At 60.2% G+C, this 14,865-nt stretch carries 18 protein-coding genes and 1 pseudogene; 9 read left to right on the top strand and 10 right to left on the bottom strand.

Going from position 1 to position 14,865, the window contains the following annotated elements; all coding sequences use genetic code 11:
• Window positions 1-11: 11 nt before the first annotated feature.
• On the bottom strand, window positions 12-860 hold the full coding sequence (locus UAA55_RS11230; RefSeq protein ID WP_322952808.1) for a hypothetical protein: 849 nt from the start codon (window positions 858-860) through the stop codon (window positions 12-14).
• A gap of 483 nt (window positions 861-1,343) precedes the next feature.
• Between UAA55_RS11230 and UAA55_RS11235 the strand changes: the two genes are divergently transcribed.
• The 4 genes from UAA55_RS11235 (at window position 1,344) to UAA55_RS11250 (ending at window position 4,321) form a co-directional block, all read left to right on the top strand.
• Window positions 1,344-1,994 (top strand): RNA polymerase sigma factor, encoded by a 651-nt coding sequence (locus UAA55_RS11235; protein ID WP_322952810.1) that lies wholly within the window; start codon window positions 1,344-1,346, stop codon window positions 1,992-1,994.
• 11 nt (window positions 1,995-2,005) lie between these two features.
• Complete coding sequence (locus UAA55_RS11240) at window positions 2,006-2,401, top strand: hypothetical protein (RefSeq protein ID WP_322952811.1); 396 nt, start codon at window positions 2,006-2,008, stop codon at window positions 2,399-2,401.
• A gap of 160 nt (window positions 2,402-2,561) precedes the next feature.
• Window positions 2,562-3,020: a periplasmic heavy metal sensor gene (locus UAA55_RS11245; protein ID WP_322952813.1), complete on the top strand. Its 459-nt coding sequence runs from the start codon at window positions 2,562-2,564 to the stop codon at window positions 3,018-3,020.
• A 107-nt stretch (window positions 3,021-3,127) separates the two neighbouring features.
• Window positions 3,128-4,321, top strand: coding sequence for a beta/alpha barrel domain-containing protein (locus UAA55_RS11250; protein ID WP_322952815.1), 1,194 nt, complete (start codon window positions 3,128-3,130; stop codon window positions 4,319-4,321).
• Window positions 4,322-4,652: 331 nt separating this feature from the next.
• Here the strand turns inward: UAA55_RS11250 and UAA55_RS11255 are convergent, their stop codons facing one another.
• On the bottom strand, window positions 4,653-5,486 hold the full coding sequence (locus tag UAA55_RS11255) for a P-loop NTPase family protein (RefSeq protein ID WP_322952817.1): 834 nt from the start codon (window positions 5,484-5,486) through the stop codon (window positions 4,653-4,655).
• Window positions 5,487-5,833: 347 nt separating this feature from the next.
• On the opposite strand from UAA55_RS11255, the gene UAA55_RS11260 reads away from it, so the two are divergent.
• Window positions 5,834-5,974, top strand: coding sequence for a hypothetical protein (locus tag UAA55_RS11260; RefSeq protein ID WP_322952818.1), 141 nt, complete (start codon window positions 5,834-5,836; stop codon window positions 5,972-5,974).
• Between the two features lie 153 nt (window positions 5,975-6,127).
• On the opposite strand, the pseudogene UAA55_RS31290 reads toward UAA55_RS11260, so the two are convergent.
• From UAA55_RS31290 to UAA55_RS11275, 4 genes and pseudogenes are all read right to left on the bottom strand, one after another.
• A pseudogene (locus tag UAA55_RS31290) lies at window positions 6,128-6,511 on the bottom strand (TniQ family protein); the annotation flags it as partial.
• Between the two features lie 2 nt (window positions 6,512-6,513).
• Entirely contained in the window at window positions 6,514-7,497 is a 984-nt protein-coding gene (locus UAA55_RS11265) for a TniB family NTP-binding protein (protein ID WP_322952820.1), read from the bottom strand.
• A gap of 1 nt (window position 7,498) precedes the next feature.
• On the bottom strand, window positions 7,499-9,649 hold the full coding sequence (locus UAA55_RS11270; protein WP_322952822.1) for a Mu transposase C-terminal domain-containing protein: 2,151 nt from the start codon (window positions 9,647-9,649) through the stop codon (window positions 7,499-7,501).
• Complete coding sequence (locus UAA55_RS11275; protein WP_145616780.1) at window positions 9,646-10,167, bottom strand: hypothetical protein; 522 nt, start codon at window positions 10,165-10,167, stop codon at window positions 9,646-9,648. The genes UAA55_RS11270 and UAA55_RS11275 overlap by 4 nt, the downstream gene beginning before the upstream one ends.
• 1,193 nt (window positions 10,168-11,360) lie before the next feature.
• Between UAA55_RS11275 and UAA55_RS11280 the strand changes: the two genes are divergently transcribed.
• On the top strand, window positions 11,361-11,594 hold the full coding sequence (locus UAA55_RS11280; RefSeq protein ID WP_145727686.1) for a hypothetical protein: 234 nt from the start codon (window positions 11,361-11,363) through the stop codon (window positions 11,592-11,594).
• Here UAA55_RS11280 and UAA55_RS11285 read toward each other — a convergent pair.
• Both UAA55_RS11285 and UAA55_RS11290 read right to left on the bottom strand, forming a co-directional pair.
• Complete coding sequence (locus UAA55_RS11285) at window positions 11,569-12,030, bottom strand: PIN domain-containing protein (protein ID WP_088873729.1); 462 nt, start codon at window positions 12,028-12,030, stop codon at window positions 11,569-11,571. The genes UAA55_RS11280 and UAA55_RS11285 overlap by 26 nt on opposite strands.
• A 3-nt stretch (window positions 12,031-12,033) precedes the next feature.
• Window positions 12,034-12,312: a hypothetical protein gene (locus UAA55_RS11290; protein ID WP_322952823.1), complete on the bottom strand. Its 279-nt coding sequence runs from the start codon at window positions 12,310-12,312 to the stop codon at window positions 12,034-12,036.
• Between the two features lie 332 nt (window positions 12,313-12,644).
• Here UAA55_RS11290 and UAA55_RS31295 point away from each other — a divergent pair, with 332 nt between their 5' ends.
• The 3 genes from UAA55_RS31295 (at window position 12,645) to UAA55_RS11300 (ending at window position 13,560) form a co-directional block, all read left to right on the top strand.
• Complete coding sequence (locus UAA55_RS31295; RefSeq protein WP_416235181.1) at window positions 12,645-12,980, top strand: SOS response-associated peptidase family protein; 336 nt, start codon at window positions 12,645-12,647, stop codon at window positions 12,978-12,980.
• Window positions 12,958-13,080 (top strand): hypothetical protein, encoded by a 123-nt coding sequence (locus UAA55_RS11295; RefSeq protein WP_276328588.1) that lies wholly within the window; start codon window positions 12,958-12,960, stop codon window positions 13,078-13,080. The genes UAA55_RS31295 and UAA55_RS11295 overlap by 23 nt, the downstream gene beginning before the upstream one ends.
• A gap of 75 nt (window positions 13,081-13,155) precedes the next feature.
• Complete coding sequence (locus tag UAA55_RS11300; RefSeq protein ID WP_145727687.1) at window positions 13,156-13,560, top strand: OB-fold nucleic acid binding domain-containing protein; 405 nt, start codon at window positions 13,156-13,158, stop codon at window positions 13,558-13,560.
• 111 nt (window positions 13,561-13,671) lie between these two features.
• Here UAA55_RS11300 and UAA55_RS11305 read toward each other — a convergent pair whose 3' ends face one another.
• Both UAA55_RS11305 and UAA55_RS31300 read right to left on the bottom strand, forming a co-directional pair.
• Window positions 13,672-14,259 (bottom strand): hypothetical protein, encoded by a 588-nt coding sequence (locus UAA55_RS11305; RefSeq protein ID WP_145727688.1) that lies wholly within the window; start codon window positions 14,257-14,259, stop codon window positions 13,672-13,674.
• Window positions 14,260-14,531: 272 nt separating this feature from the next.
• Window positions 14,532-14,729 (bottom strand): MucR family transcriptional regulator, encoded by a 198-nt coding sequence (locus tag UAA55_RS31300; RefSeq protein WP_088873732.1) that lies wholly within the window; start codon window positions 14,727-14,729, stop codon window positions 14,532-14,534.
• Window positions 14,730-14,865: the final 136 nt, after the last annotated feature.

A 14,865-nucleotide genomic window follows, 5' to 3' on the forward strand; every position in this document is an offset into this window, starting at 1 on the left:
AGGGCAACGCCTTAACCCCGCAATGGACGGAAATAGCGCAGAACGGATTGCAGTTCCGTGCGCAGGCCCAAATCCTCACGCAGCCGCGCCTGCAAGGCGTTGTCGCGTTTGGCCAGGTAGACCACGTGGTCCTTGGGCGGCAGGGAGCGGTATGAGGGCTTCGCCGCCAGCGTGCCGTCATCCTGTACTGTCGACAGGAAGAAGGATGAGCGCATGAACTTGGAGAACAGCTTGTTCGCCCCTTCCGCCGGCTCCCGCGAAATGATGGAGCAGATGTAAAACAATCTAAAGTAGTAATAATTATTATAAATACGTTGCACGATAAAGAACTGCTCACTGGGAGCGGAAACCTTGGAGATCAGCTGCTGGTCCTTGAAGCCCGCGTAAAAGTAGTTGGAAGCCTCACGGGCGAACAGCAGCGGCTTTTCCCGTTCCTGGCTGATGCGCTTGCGATAATCGATCAGCGCGCGGCCCACCAGGGTCTGGATCATGCGCCGTTCGACGTCCAGGTCCGGCGGCAGGCCCATCAGGAATTCCATGGCGGTCAACAACTGCACAGGATGAGTGATGGCGACGCGCTTGGCCCGGCCCTTGCCCAACAGGGACGCCTGCAGCCACTCGATCGTGTCATGCGCCTGCCAGCGCAAGCGGGTCATCATGGGGATGGTGGAGAGGCCGCTGGCCTGCAGGAACAGGCGGAACTGATCGCGCCAGGATTTCTGCGGCAAGGTGAAATATTCCACATCCGTCAGGCGCAAGGGCGATGCCACGCTTTCCCCCGCCACCGGTTCCGGCCGGTGGTTGAGGCTGCGTCCGAAGACGACGCCTTTGGTCTTCCGTTCCCGCTCCGCCAAGCTCATGACAGCAGTCCGTCTGCCTGCACCGCCCCGTTCCCGTCCGGCCTTCACCTCACCCGCCCGCGACGCTTTGCGCGGTAATCTCCCCACGCGGGAACGGTATCATATCTGGTCACATTGATTAACTAATAGCGTGCGCTACTTCCGCGAGCGGTCCCAAGAAAATGACCTTGACCCTACCCGTCCAATCCGCCGCACCCCTAGATGGCGCAGGGTTGGCGGATGGCCTGCCGTACCATAGCCAAGTTCATGGCGCAGGCGTAGGCGACTTTTCAGGTGGCGCCTCACTTGATTCTCCGACCGCCCGCCCCAGGCGCACAACCTAACCAGGCAAAGACCCAAGGGATGCATTGGCCCATGCCCCCGTCCTCCCCTTCCCGCAGCTCAACCGCTACGGCCATGTCCTCGCCGGACGGTGACGGCTACGCCTATGGCCTCTCTGGCGTCCGGACCGCGATTGGTCTAACTACGCGGGTGGGAAGCCTGGTGGGGCTGCCCTTCACCCGGGACGGCAAAGGCGACCCAGTGCAGCGGAGCGATGGCCAGAGTCTGGCCACCAGCAGTGATGAATACCTGGTCGGCCGGGTCGCCCAAGGCGATGCGCAGGCTTTCCGCGTGCTGACGGACCGGCACCTGGACCGGACGGTTACGCTGGCGCGCCGCGTCCTGGGCGGGGCGGTCGACGCCGAGGATGTGGCCCAGGAAGCCTTCATGCGCCTGTGGCAGCACGCCGAGCGTTTCCGTCCAGCCGAGGCCCGCTTCTCCACTTGGTTTTATCGAATCACCGTGAACCTGTGCCTGGACCGCAAGCGCCGGCCGGTGCACGACGCGCTGGAGAACGTACCCGAGCCGGTAGACCCATCGCTGGACGCTGTCTCCCTGGTGGAGCAGTCGGAACTGGGCCGGCTTGTTGCTCGGGCGGTCGACGATCTGCCCGAACGGCAGCGGGCGGCCATTTCCTTGTGCTATGATGCGGGTTTAAGCAATGCCGAAGCCGCCGCCGCCATGGAGGTGAGCGTCGGCGCGCTGGAAACCCTGTTGGTGCGGGCGCGGCGCGCCTTGCGGGCCACCTTGGCACCCCTGGCACCATCCGATGCCCAGGACGGTCGACGCTCACGGACGGGAGGGCCGCGATGATGGATGGAACGATGACGATCGCGGAGTTCGAGGATCTGGTCGATCTGCATGGCCCGGACCCTGAGTTGTGGCCGGCGGCGGATCGCCCCCGGGCGGCCGGCCTGCTGGCCCAATCGGACGCGGCGCGGATCGTGCTAACCCAGGCCCGCCTGGCCGAACAGGCGCTGACGGCCATGCCCTTGGACCGTGCCAGCGCTGAGCTGCGCCGGGCCATCCTGGCCATTCCCACTGCTTCCGCCGGCGGGCGGCCCGCGCCCCTCGGAACGGAACACCGCTTCCCCCCACAGGGCGGGGACTGCCCGGCCGGACCCCAGCCTTCGCCGGCGGCAGCCGCGCGGTTTGGGTTGGCGGCATTCCCGCTGCCCTGGCTTCCGGGCTGGCGGCGGCTGTGGTGGGTATCGTGCTAGGGGTGCATGGCGTCTCACCCCTCGCGCTGCCGTCCGGCGACTCGCGGGCCTCCGCCACGACGGAATATATTAAGGCCATGACTGAAATCGACACGGAGATTGGACAGTGACCGAGGGGCGTGCGCATTCCGACCCGGGCACTTCCCCTGGAAGCCCCACCTTGTCCAGACTGGTGATCGTCCTGCTGGCCATCTCCGTCTCGATCAATCTGTTGGTTGCGGGCATGGTCGTGGGCCAGCGCCTGGACGGCTCCCGCCCCTTCAGCCGGGTGAATGTCATGCGTGGCGACAACAACGCCAACAACAATACCCGCCCGGGCCCTTACGATCTCTTCGTGAAGAACGCGCCAGAGCAAGTGCTGCCCTTCCTGAAGGACGCCATCGCCGCCCATCAGGATCTGTCGCAGATCCAGTTGCAGCAACTACGCGATGCCCGGCGCGAAGCGGTGCAGCAGTTGAAGGCGCAACCGTTCGATGCCGTGGCCGCCAACGCCGCCTTCACCCGTGTGCGCGCCCTGATTGCTGAAATTCAGCAGAATGTGCATGAAACCGCGTTGGGCGCTTACGCCCGCGCCTACGGCCAGACACCGCCCTCCGACAGCCACGACAAGCCCCAGTGAGGGCGCCACGGCTTCGCCACAGCCCATATGACGCCGCTTGCCCTGGCCCACCGCCCATCGTCTATGATCCTCGGCGCATGTCCTGAGGACGACGGAAGGATGGCCACATGGCCGAGGACAAGATGAAACTAGCGGCGCCCGGCGGCGGCGCCACGGCCCCGATACCCGAGGGGGCTGCCCGGCCGTGGCCCCCGGCCGACGCTGTCGGTCAATGGACGGACGTCTATTTCAAGCGTACCCGTACCATTGTGGAGCGGCACGGCGACGTTCCCATCACCTACGCCATTTTTATGCGCCGCCCCGTGGTGTTCGCCCCCCGGCTGGCGCTGGACTGGCTGAAGTCGGTGGCGGCGGCCCGGGGCTTCACGCCGGAAATCGAAGTCCGCTATCATGAAGGCCAGTGGGTCGGGGCTGGCGAACCCATGATGTGGATCACGGGACCCTTCTCCCAACTCACGGAGTTGGAAACCCTGTTTCTGATGAAACTAGGCCCGGCTTGTGTGGCCGCTTATAACGCCTTCGTAATGAGTGCGGGCCTGCCTAAATCCGCCTTCCTGGCCATGGATGCCCGGCATTGCGCCGGTACCGAAATGGCCGACCTGATGGCCTACGCGGCGAGCGTCGGTTCCGAACGGGCCAAGCGCAAGGTCGGCGCCGTTGGCTTCATGGGCAACGCCACCGACGCCACCGCCCATTACTTCGGCCAGTCCCATGGCTTCGGCACCATGCCGCATGCCTTGATAGGCTATGCCGGGTCCACCGTGAAGGCGGCGGAGCTTTACCACGACACCTTCCCCGGCGAATCCATGACCGTGCTGGTGGATTATTTCGGCCGTGAGGTCAGCGACACGCTGGAGGTGTGCCGCCGCTTCTCCGAACTGGCGGCGGCCGGCAGATTATCAGTGCGTCTGGACACCCCGGGGGGCCGGTTCATCGAGGGCCTGGACCCGCCACAGAGCTATGCCGTGCTGGAGCGGCGCGCGCCCGACAGCATCCGGGGATATCGGGACGAAACCGAGTTGCGCTACCTGATTGGCGCCGGCGTCTCAGCCGCGGGCCTGCACTGGATGCGCGAGAACCTCGACCAAGCTGGTTTCGACAAGGTGCGGATCGTCGCATCCAGCGGTTTCAGCCCGGCCAAATGCCGGGTTATGGCCGATGCCCAGGCGCCCATCGACGTGGTGGGCACGGGCAGCTTCCTGCCGGAACATTGGGGCGAGACCTACGCAACCGCCGACATCGTCGCCTACGATGGCGTGGCCCGCGTTAAAATGGGACGCGAATTCCTGCTGAAACGCTGACCGAATAACAGAAAAAGCCCCGGGCGGCCTTCCCGATCGCTCGGGGAGGCCGCCCGGGGGCGCTTCTAAGATGTGAGGGAGGGGCGTTACTTGATGCCCTTCATCTCATCCCTTTTCATGGAAATCCGGATCTTGGGCGTCTGAGAGCCCCAGGAAATCTGGGGGGCTTTTCATAGAATTCCGGATTCCTTTTCATGGAATGCCGGATTCAGGCCGGTCTTTGTCATAGAACGCCGGATTCGTGTCGGCTGTGTCGTTGGCCCGGCCCCTTATTGGAGTGGCCGAGGGACTTGATTCGGAGAGATATGTCGCGCCCCTCGCGCCGATTTATCTATCCGATGATCCGGTCGATATCACTGCGCTCATAAAGATACATCTCGCCGCCATCGACGGAGGGACCGGAAACCGGTCGTGCTCCGCTATACAGAAGCGTCGAGTTGACTGATTTGACATCTAAACCGCGCTGGGCCGCAACGTCTCTGGCGAGCATGTACCTTCCAGAAAAGTCGCGGAAATCCTTGTTCAAGACCTTGGCACGGCGGGTGACGCGTCCGACCTTGTCCCTGGATTTCAGGATGTCGTTTTGCACCCAAAGTCGAACCGACTTGGTCTGAACGTTCAGCTTGGCCGCAATGTCGGAAACGGCCAGAACGTCCTGGCGAAGCTTCACCGCCAACTTCTTCACCGCGTCGATGGTGAAAACCAGATTGGTAAATCCCCGGGATCCCGCCAGCCTCCCGGCTGGAAGCAAGGTTCCCTCGATGACAGCGCGATATACCGTCGCGGCGTTCCGGTCGTCATAACTCATCGGCATGCGTCTGATGAGGTTGGCCGTCGTGATCATGTCTTTGCCCAGCGGCAACGGCAGCTCCGTCAGTTCCAGGCGGTTGACGGCGTCCAGGAGATCCTGGACTTCTGCCCTGAGAAGCGGGTGCTTAAAGAATGTGGTGGCGATGGGCTCGGATGCCACGGTGAGAAGACCGGCGTCCTCCATCTGCCCAAGGGTCCGATCATTGACCCCCAGCATGGCCCTGGCGGCCTTGCCATCAATGTACCGCTCGACCTCGGCTTGGAGGTCCAAAACCTTCTGGGGGTCGAGCCGAGAACCGAAGCCTTTGCCCGTTCCCTTGACCAAAAACATGTCGCGTTCCTCGGCCAGACGCATGAGTTGAGGCATTGAGGTCCCCAGGAGGCGAATAGCCTCCTGGGGAAGAAGAAGGACCGCGATGGATTGGCACGGCGCGCGCGGACGACGGCCCTGGCTTTGGTTACCAGCGTGACATCACCGGCGACATACTGGCTGAAGGTGCCGGTAATGGGCCCAAACGCCGGGTCCTTATCCTGCTTTAGGATCCATTTGGCGGTAACACCGATGTCGCGGTGCATCCGCTCGTGCTGGTCCTGACGATCAGCCGCTGACTGCCGCAGCCAATCGATATGGCGGTAGAAGGAATGAGGCCAGTCCGCGCAGGCCTGCCAGCCGATGTTCAGGTAGGCAAGGACTCGTTCGGGATGATGCCGACCGATTTTGACCGCCGCGACATTCAACAAGGTGTCGTGGACGCATTGGCCCAGCATGTAGATGGTCTTCAGCAGGCAGCCGACATCCATGCCTGCCAGCCCTTCCGGCGGGGGCTTACCTTCGAGGAGTGAAACAACCGCTTTCAGGCCTTCAATGTCGTCAGGGGCAGGCTCGGGGTCGATGACGCGGTAGTCGGCACCGCAATGCACGCAGTGGGTCAACTTGCTGGTCAGCCAGTTGAGTGGCCCCCTGCACTCGGCACACCGGTCGACCAGCATGACGTTGTGATGGGGGCAGGCCACCATGAACACGAAGTCCCAGACAGCGCGATGATAAGGGGCTTCAGCCAGGCACAACGGGCAGCATTTCCGCCAGATGAGGGAGACGAGTTCCTTCGACAGCGTGTGCCCGAGGAGGCGCACGTGTCGGGTATCGGCTGCGCGGTAGGACATGCGCTCCAACTCGTCAGGCGTCATCGACAGGAGGTGGCGAAGGGGCTCCATGTCGGTATTCGACAGCATGAAGGCGCGGGCCGCCATGAGGCGCGGAGCTACATATGTCAGCACGGCCCAGGGGGTGGGCCTGAAGTTCTCTTCAGCAGACCTGGCGACGAAACCAAGGAACCCTTCATCAACGTAGGGCACCAGCGGGAAAATCAATTTGAACATGGCTACAGCAGTTCCTTCAGCGCCTGATCGGTTTTACGCGGCCGGGGGAGGCTGAGTTTCTCCGTGGTGGGCGCGGGCAGCACCTTCAGGGAATGCTTATCGGACCGGAACGGATTGGGCTGTCGGCGCTCTGCCCTGACCTGTCCCCTTTCGAAGGCTTCAGCGAGGAGTTCCTGGCTTAGGCAGGGCAATGGAGAGCTGCGTTCAACCAGCGCCATTTCCGCCGCCATTTGGAGCCATTTGGTGGTTCTTCCAATTAAGCCGTCAGAAGCGATCCAAAGGCGAAATGCCATGTCATCGTCGAACAGGTTCGACGGCGCTGGGAGGCCCATGCGTTCTTCATACATGTAGAGGAAAGATTGGTAGATATCCCGGTCCGCCTGTTTGAACCAATCGAAGGGCTCCAGACGTTCAGACCATCCATTCCGACGCTCCGACTGGGAATTTGTATCGATGACCTCGGCTCCCTCGGGCTGACCCGCGAGAATCACCGGACAGACAGCGGCGTTCAGGATGGATTTGATGAGGTCGCCTGAAGCATACGCGTTGGCTCGCTTGTTACCCGCGCTGACGATGTGCTGGATCTCGTCGAGGATGAGGAGTTTAGGCGCCGCTCTGGCCAGCGTCCGGGTAACAATATGGGTGTACTCGGACACGCTGCGATTCGAGGGAACATCGCCCAGCGCTTTTAAGATCGCGATGGCCAAGGCCTTCAGCGTCGATTGAGGAGGAATCTCAACATATAGGACCGGGTGATAGAGATAGCGATCCCGCTGTTCAGCCGGGTACTCGTCGACAATCTCCTTGAGGAGGGTAGACTTGCCGGTACCCGTAGGCCCCAGCAACGTCATCGACCGGGCTTCCTTACCGCAACAACCAATGTCTATTGCGTTGCGAATCCACTGCTTGATTTGAGCCTGTTTAGGCAGGTCGATAGCGATTTTTACAATGTTTCTGAAGCGTTCAAGTCGCTCTTCACGATCCATGTTAGACATCCTTGTTTCCACCCCGACCGGTGACCCCCATACGGCGAGCCATCTCTGCAAACCTTGCTGCGCTGGAAGCTGACGAGTTGGTCCCCGAGGCCGATAAATCCGATGCGACAGGTTCGGTCGGGGACGGGAGTAGTTCCAAGACCTCCGGTGTTGGCGCGGAAGCAGTGAAGTCCTGGCCGATGTTGTCGTCCTCGTCCGGAATGGTGAATTCCCCAGCAAGAACCGAGTCCGGCAGCTGCTCCAATGCGTCCGAAATGGAAAGGTCGCTTAGCGCCGGATTGATGGGACTGGGGATCTGGTGCTTAGGGACGCCATAAGCAGCTTTCAGCCGTCGAACCTTTCGGTCTTTGGGGACATGCTTGTCTTGGATGTACCGCTGTAGGTCGGCGTGGGCTGCCGCGACGTTGTCCTCGCTATATTTTTCCGGTCGGGCCTTGATGAGTTTCAGGGCCAGGGTCTGCTGCACGAGCGTCACACCGCGCGCGTCGAACATCCGCCGCGAACCGGGTGATTGTTGGACGGTAACGAAGCGCTCTCGCCCGGGGTCGTAGACCTGGATGGCTCCCAGGTCTTTAGGGTCGATCTTGCACATCACCGTGCCGCCGGGGTTGTAGGCGGGGCTGGTGCGAATGGCCGCGATTTCAGGCCCGTTGTAGATCAGGTTATTGACCCTGACCCCGTAATCGAACAGCCGCCGATGCGTTGTCAGACAGAACGCCGCTTTCAACACCTCCGGTTCGGGCAGCGGAATAATGTGGTGCCGCGCCACGCTTTCCAGCCACCGGCGATGAGGCGCGTCGTTGATTCCGGTGTGGAACTGTTGGGAATAGACCTCGATAATCCAACGATGGACCAGGTAGTCCAGCTCCTCCAGGGTAACGACAGGCTGCATTTCGACGGTTTCTTCGTTCCGCCGCCGATAAAAGTCTTCGAAGGTTCGACCCGGGATGTAGCGGACCAGGCTGCGGGTGAAGGTGCCGAAGAATTGTTCGATTGCCGCCTTGTCGTTGGGCGTCTCGCGGGCCGCGAAGGTGATGTTGCAACCAAGCAGCTTGAGCATCGCCGAGAAGTCATTGGCGACGAACTGGCTCCCCAGGTCCGCGAAGTAATTTTCGGACAGCCCCCAGCACGGCCACGCCCCTTTGATGTCAGGGTACTTTTCCTTCACATACGTTTTTGGGTAGGTCGCGTGATGGATGCATTCGATGGCAGCGGCGACAGATTGCTCGAAGCCGATGTAGCGGCCAACCGGCATCCTGCTGAAGTGGTCGTAAGCGATAATGACGACGGGACGGTCGATGGGATTTCCATCCTTGTCGACCACGATTAAGTCGGTCTTGAGCAGATCCAGTTCAGTGCGCTCGTGGTGGCGCTCAGTCGAGACATGTCCGGTCTTCGGCCGATAAATCCGGTCTGCCACGGCGACACCTTTCCGGTTCGCGGTGGCCACGTATCGGTCGTAGGTTTTGATTTTCCGGTAGACGGTGGAGTAGCTCGGCACCCACGTGTCGCCGGTCAGCCGATTGCGGCGCGTGAACACGTCGCGGACCTGTCTGTAGACGTTGCTCACGTCGTACTGCATTGAATTCAGGAAGAGGCCCTCGACCGTTTCGTCAAACAGGTTCTGCGCATCGAGCTTCTGCTGTGAGCCGCGGCGCCCGCGCTGGGCAATGCGGTCCATCAAGGCCTGGAAATCGCGCCCGCTTTTCTCCCATTCGGTGATCCAACTCTGGAGCGTGCCCGGTTGAGGAGGGTGACGGTCGTTCAGCACGGCGGCCGTGGCTTCGATGACAGGGACGAGTTCCTGCCGCTTCCGGGTTTTCAGCCCACTCCTTTCCCAAGCCTGGACGTAGGTCACTCGGCGCAGAGTCCGGGCCTTCAGGTCTTCATCGACTTGGAGCTGGGCCAGCGATGTCAGGTCGCTCTTGCGGCCTTCCTTGAAGGCGCGTTCTTCAGCACCGCCGACGCGATACGCTTGTCCCCTCGCCATCAGGTCCAGCAGCTCGTCTTCGCGAACCACGAAAGGGGAGCTGTTGGCGACATCAAGGAACACCAGGTTGCGGCATGCGTCACGGCGCTCGAAAGCAACCATTCGCCCTTCGATGCGCAGGTACTGGTCGCGGAAGAGGGCAATGCTGGTCATAGCGTCTTCCTCCCCGTGACGAGGCAAACTGATGTATTGGCGGATAAGGGCTGACTCATGCTGAGCCGCAGCTTGCCTTTGAGAGCCAGTCCGTAGACGTGGGCCAGGCCTGTGACCTCGGTGCCGCCTATGGCCTGGATGACCTTGCCCACGGTGTCAGCACCGTTGGAGATCGCCTCGATGACGGAAAGCTCGCTGGCCCGGTTTAGGGGGGCGCTCTTCCATCGGTTCAGTTCGACTGCGTTTTTGAACCTGGGTTCGAGGTGGACGAACCGGTCATCGAGGCAGCGATAGTCAATCCCCCACCGGCCATATGCCGTGGTCAGGAGGTCGGCGTCGCAATATCGAGCCTTCGGCTTCTGCCTCGTGTCGATGATGTCGACAGCGTAGGTGGCGGCCTCCGCCTGCACGATGAATGCGACGACGTGGGAGGTCGGCTTGCCGTTGAGGATATAGTGAGCGACGTGTGGCCTTGACTGGAACCCGATGACGGAGGGGTCCGCCTGGAGCAGGTACATGAAGTCGCGGTCAATGTCGCGGTACCAGCGAGCTTGTCCTTCGACAACTTTCCTGGTCGCGAAAATGCCACTCTGCCGAGCCCGATAGCCTTTAGGCGGGGTACCATCAGCTTGTGAAAGTTGAATAGCTCCAGGCCCGAGACCTCGATCAGGTCCGGAAAATGAAATGCTCGAAGGCATAATACCCCCGCTTATTCGGTGGATTCCAATAACAGGACCAACTGACGTGACGACGTCGGTTTCAGGTCATATTATTTGGAGTATGTCTGCTGAAATCGCCGCAACAATTAGCCAATATTCCGTCGAATACGCGGTGTCATTCGTGCTGGCCATGATTTTGTACTCCGGCCCGGGGCAGCGACGCAACTTGCATACACGCAGATGTGCGTCAGCAACAATTGCGCACGACCTCAAGCTGATGTATTAATCTGATCAGAAATGGGCGATTAGCGATCTACGATCCGTGGTCCGGCTAGGTTGATTCAAACCAAGGCTGTGTATTTTCAGGGGCCTTGGTTGGGCCGCTTTGACCGTCAGATCCCGAAATAAGTGCCTATCAGCCGTATGCTGGCGGAGGCTATATCACCGCTTATGAAGTCCCCCTGGCGCATTGCGAGTCCAAATTGGGACCGCAGATATGGGCCGTGTACTTGGCGGAACGTTAAGTGGTCGATCATAGCGCGTCACCGGATGTGAGGAGCCTGCCGATCATTAGGCCTACTCTGGATATTCCCATCAAGAATCAAAATGAACTTTTCCGATATAGTCTCGGCGTAAAGTCTTTATCTTAAGAACAGCCAGGTCACTGGTTGTCGGGACATTCTATATCCTGTCGAATTCGGACGCGAGTTGAGCAGCTGGTGGGGTTTCGCTTTATCCCGCGTTTTCCCGAAATTACCCATTTGCGGGATAAACCCTTCAATTCCAGCGCTCAAGCGTCCGCAGGTGAGTTCCCGCCCCCCATCGCGCTTGCGACGGCAGTTCGGGTTACCGGCCACGAGGTCTCGGGAGGCATGCTCCCCGAAACCTGACCGATCAGCGAAACTGGGGAAAATTCAGGCGCCACTTCTGGGGAGTATTCGTCCGCCACCGATAGTTTTCGAATCGAGTCCCCTCGTCGGACAAAGAGGCGTAGGCTGACCGACATGGCCACCCTTAAGGGATGGCGGGCCCAACCAGATATGGAGGACGCGATGTCCGAGAAGGCGCCCGGCTTTTGGCACGACTTGCTGATCGAGGAAATCGTCGAGGGCTTGGAATGGGCCCGATCCCCGCTGCCGGTGCTGATCCCGCCAGTAGAGCAGTTGGCTGACGTCGCGGAGGGGATGGTTCCGATCAGCCTGAAGCGGCGCCCCAATGTTCATGTCGACTTGTCGGCGCTGGTGGGCCTGAAGACGGCGGCTAACCCGACTGCGCCTCGACATTAATCGGGCTATCGTAGGGGTTCAGCAGTTCAAGGCCCGTGCTGGCGGCGATGAGGGAAAAGTGGCGTATGTTGCGGGTCGCTATTATCGCGCCCGTGTCCAGGGCTGTTGCCGCGATCATGAGGTCCCGCTCGAAGCTTGGGGTCCCGTCATGGGGAACGGAGATGGAGAGTGCCCCATGGAGCCTGGCGATCTGGCCGTCGTAGGGAATGATCGGCAGCGCCAATGTCAGGGCGCGGAACCAGAGGTCGTTGTCGTTGGCCTCGGCTATTCGGCCCTGGATACGCAGGCGGGTTATCCCGCGTTCTATCTCCGAGATCACCACGGCAGGGACCAAGAGCTGGTCGGGGGACGTGTCAGTCCACCATCTCAGCAGTTCCGGATGCTTAGTGCCGCGCCGGAGATCCGACAGGACACAGGTGTCGACAACGTATGTCACCGGTCATTTCCCATCCTCCCCGGCCTGCCTGCCGACTATTCTGGGGATCCAGGTGAACGGGGTGTCACCGGCCCGGCCACCAAGGTAGGCGGCTGCCGATCCGGCGGCCAAGTGATCTTTCAGTAGAGATCGAATGGCCAGCCAGTCGGCTTGGGAGATCACGACGGCAATGTTGGCGCCGCTGCTGGCGAGGGCTTGGGGGCCGTCGTATTGGCATGCCGTGACGACCTCGGCAACACCATCGCCGAGAGGCCCCAGTTCCCAGGAGTCCTTGTTCGCCATACTGACTTAGCCTCGGCACTTCACCAGGGCGTACACAAGCGTATCGGGACATGCAGGGTCCGCCGGTAGCTACCGGACCCCATGCGCCCCAGAAATCGCGCCCTCAGGAATTCCTGAGAAAGCCTATGCCGCACATTTCAGCCGGGCAAGGTCTCTTCGGATAAACGGAGCTTTGTGATTTCGAATTCAAGAGGTCGAAAAATTTCGAATCACTTGTCCTTTTTGAGCCCGTCTTTTTAAGGAAAAATCATTTCCCAGCTCACGCCGGATTTGTAATGTTTTCCAAGAAACGAAGAGAATAGATCTCAGGCAGCTTTGGGATCGGGATAGGAATGTGTGGTCGCTATTCCATCACGACTCCTCCAGAAGCTCTTCGTCAGCTCTTCGCCACGCTGGGTCCGCTCCCGAATTTCGCACCCCGATACAATCTTCCTCCGACCGCCTCGGCGCCAGTCACCCGGCTGCATTCGGAAACCGGCGAGCGGCACCTTGGTCTGTCATCGGCGGCATTATTCCGTACCGATTTACAGCGAAGGTTTCTGTCAGTGCAGTGGAGAGCGGCTGGCTGGAGCGGATGCGTTTGGCAGCCTGGGCGTGGACCGGCGCCGGGCGCTATGGGAGGTCAAACGACTCGGGGACGCGCCGTTGCCGCTGTTCGAAGCCGCTGATGGCTGGGGCTTGCTGGGCGACAACCGGCCACCGGTCGAGTTCGGCGAGGAGCCCTTCCTGACGCTGCCTGCGATGCCGCTGGGCGAGGCCGTCCGCTAGGACTACCGAACCCTGTACCTGTCCTTGAAAGGCCATCCTTGCGCCCTGCTGCGCCCCCAGCTTGCGGCATTGGGGATGACGCCCGCCGTCATGTTGCCCAGTCTCAAGGACGGCGCCCGGGTGGCGGTCGCGAGCTTGGTCCTGATCCGTCAGCAGCCGGGCACGGCGTCAGGGGTGATCTTTGAGACCTTGGAGGACGAAACTGGCATCGTGAACGCCATCATTTGGCCGTCGTTGTTCGCGAAGCAGCGCCGGGAAGTGTTGACGGCCACCATGCTGGGTGTCCATGGGCGCCTTCAGCGTGAAGGCGACGTCATCCACGTCATCGCTGACCGGCTGGTGGATCTTGGTCACATCCTCAGGGGGCTGACCGAACTGGATGGACCGTTCGAAACGCCGCTGCCGCGGGCTGATGAGGTTCGGCGGCCAGAGCCAGGCTCGTTGCGGCTGGTGTATGGGGAGGGACGGAATTTCAAGTAAACCTACACCTGGTGGCGCCTTAAGTCCGGTTGGAACATTTTCCGTGTGTAGCAGCCACCCCAAGTCCGGCTCTGAGGCGTTGGCCTGCAATGGATGGCATACTTTATATACTCAAGAGTTTCGCATAAGGCGCCGCTGAACCGCTAATGCACCCCTCTTTTTCAGAGCGGATGCAACATAATCGGCGTCTACGTCTGACATAATAGGCGGCGGCCACTTAATACTGAGGTTGCTTGGCGGCCAGATTTTGCGGAGAAATCTCGATGCTGTAACATCGAAACGCCACCTTTCAACAAACTCAAGGTCGCGGCATCGCATAACATAAATAAAAAGGTTTTTTAAAATTTGGAACGAGGCCTGGCCATTGTATTCAGTCGGAGATGTACCAAGAAGATGGGCATTTTCCGGGCCAGGAAGGTAAAGAAATGCATTTGATCCAAGATACGCTTGCCAGGCACTCCGCTCATAATGGCCAATCCAAACGGCCCAGCCGTGGTGAGGTGGTAATCCCGTTTGCCGGAGCAAATCTCGTTCTGCTTGAGAGGTTGTAACATCGCCAATCGAAATGTGCTCCGCTACTGTCGCCTTTACCGCAGCCCATCCAGCGATAACACTCTGTGCGTCCGGCGCAATTCGTAGCGATTGACCCTGCATTAAGGGGATCATAATCGGCTTTGCGCGATCTTCGATGTTCTTCATCCAGCCATTGTTGCAGCTCTTCCGATCACCACCACACACGCAGTGAACTTGGAGGTCGTGAATGTCCCCACCGCGCTTTATCTTGCGGATGCCCTTAGTCTCTACGGAACCTCGTTCGATCCGTTCCACCGCTTTGAACCCATCCCACTTTCGCATTGAGCGGGTAATTTCCCGGTGGGACCATCTGGGCCAAAGATGCTCCCAGGTGAGCCGCGAGGCCGGATTACCGCAAAAAATGCAACGCTCTACGATCTCAGTCACCGCTTCCTCGTTTATCTCAAGCTGCGACAGTTATGCTTTTCTTCGAGTTGCCTTGGCGGGGGCCGGTTGGCCAAGCCAATCTGCTTGGCCAAGCCGGTGCGCTGATCGGCGTAGTTCGGCGGGACCATCGCGTATTCCACGGGCAGTCCCCCGGTGCAATATTCTCTATGCACCAGGGTCAAGGCCGTGCGCAGATACCGCTTCAGCATCAATAGCTCTATGATCAGATGGGCGATACTGGTTTAAATGGAACATCATAATCAAGAGCAAGTGGGTGTGTGAGAGGCTTATTTGTTATTTTCGACAATAGAGACGTCGATGAATGCGACATATCCACTCTCGTCT

The organism is Nitrospirillum guanabarense (assembly GCF_034653355.1).
Classification (GTDB): Bacteria; Pseudomonadota; Alphaproteobacteria; order Azospirillales; family Azospirillaceae; genus Nitrospirillum.

What these genes read in the sequence shown, in the direction of transcription:
- UAA55_RS11230 (WP_322952808.1), bottom strand. Translation starts at nt 860, where the DNA reads ATGAGCTTGGCGGAGCGGGAACGGAAGACCAAAGGCGTCGTCTTCGGA.
- UAA55_RS11240 (WP_322952811.1), top strand. Translation starts at nt 2,006, where the DNA reads ATGACGATCGCGGAGTTCGAGGATCTGGTCGATCTGCATGGCCCGGAC.
- UAA55_RS11250 (WP_322952815.1), top strand. Translation starts at nt 3,128, where the DNA reads ATGGCCGAGGACAAGATGAAACTAGCGGCGCCCGGCGGCGGCGCCACG.
- UAA55_RS11255 (WP_322952817.1), bottom strand. Translation starts at nt 5,486, where the DNA reads ATGCGTCTGGCCGAGGAACGCGACATGTTTTTGGTCAAGGGAACGGGC.
- UAA55_RS11260 (WP_322952818.1), top strand. Translation starts at nt 5,834, where the DNA reads ATGATGCCGACCGATTTTGACCGCCGCGACATTCAACAAGGTGTCGTG.
- UAA55_RS11265 (WP_322952820.1), bottom strand. Translation starts at nt 7,497, where the DNA reads ATGGATCGTGAAGAGCGACTTGAACGCTTCAGAAACATTGTAAAAATC.
- UAA55_RS11270 (WP_322952822.1), bottom strand. Translation starts at nt 9,649, where the DNA reads ATGACCAGCATTGCCCTCTTCCGCGACCAGTACCTGCGCATCGAAGGG.
- UAA55_RS11275 (WP_145616780.1), bottom strand. Translation starts at nt 10,167, where the DNA reads ATGTACCTGCTCCAGGCGGACCCCTCCGTCATCGGGTTCCAGTCAAGG.
- UAA55_RS11280 (WP_145727686.1), top strand. Translation starts at nt 11,361, where the DNA reads ATGTCCGAGAAGGCGCCCGGCTTTTGGCACGACTTGCTGATCGAGGAA.
- UAA55_RS11290 (WP_322952823.1), bottom strand. Translation starts at nt 12,312, where the DNA reads ATGGCGAACAAGGACTCCTGGGAACTGGGGCCTCTCGGCGATGGTGTT.
- UAA55_RS31295 (WP_416235181.1), top strand. Translation starts at nt 12,645, where the DNA reads ATGTGTGGTCGCTATTCCATCACGACTCCTCCAGAAGCTCTTCGTCAG.
- UAA55_RS11300 (WP_145727687.1), top strand. Translation starts at nt 13,156, where the DNA reads ATGACGCCCGCCGTCATGTTGCCCAGTCTCAAGGACGGCGCCCGGGTG.
- UAA55_RS11305 (WP_145727688.1), bottom strand. Translation starts at nt 14,259, where the DNA reads ATGAAGAACATCGAAGATCGCGCAAAGCCGATTATGATCCCCTTAATG.
- UAA55_RS31300 (WP_088873732.1), bottom strand. Translation starts at nt 14,729, where the DNA reads ATGCTGAAGCGGTATCTGCGCACGGCCTTGACCCTGGTGCATAGAGAA.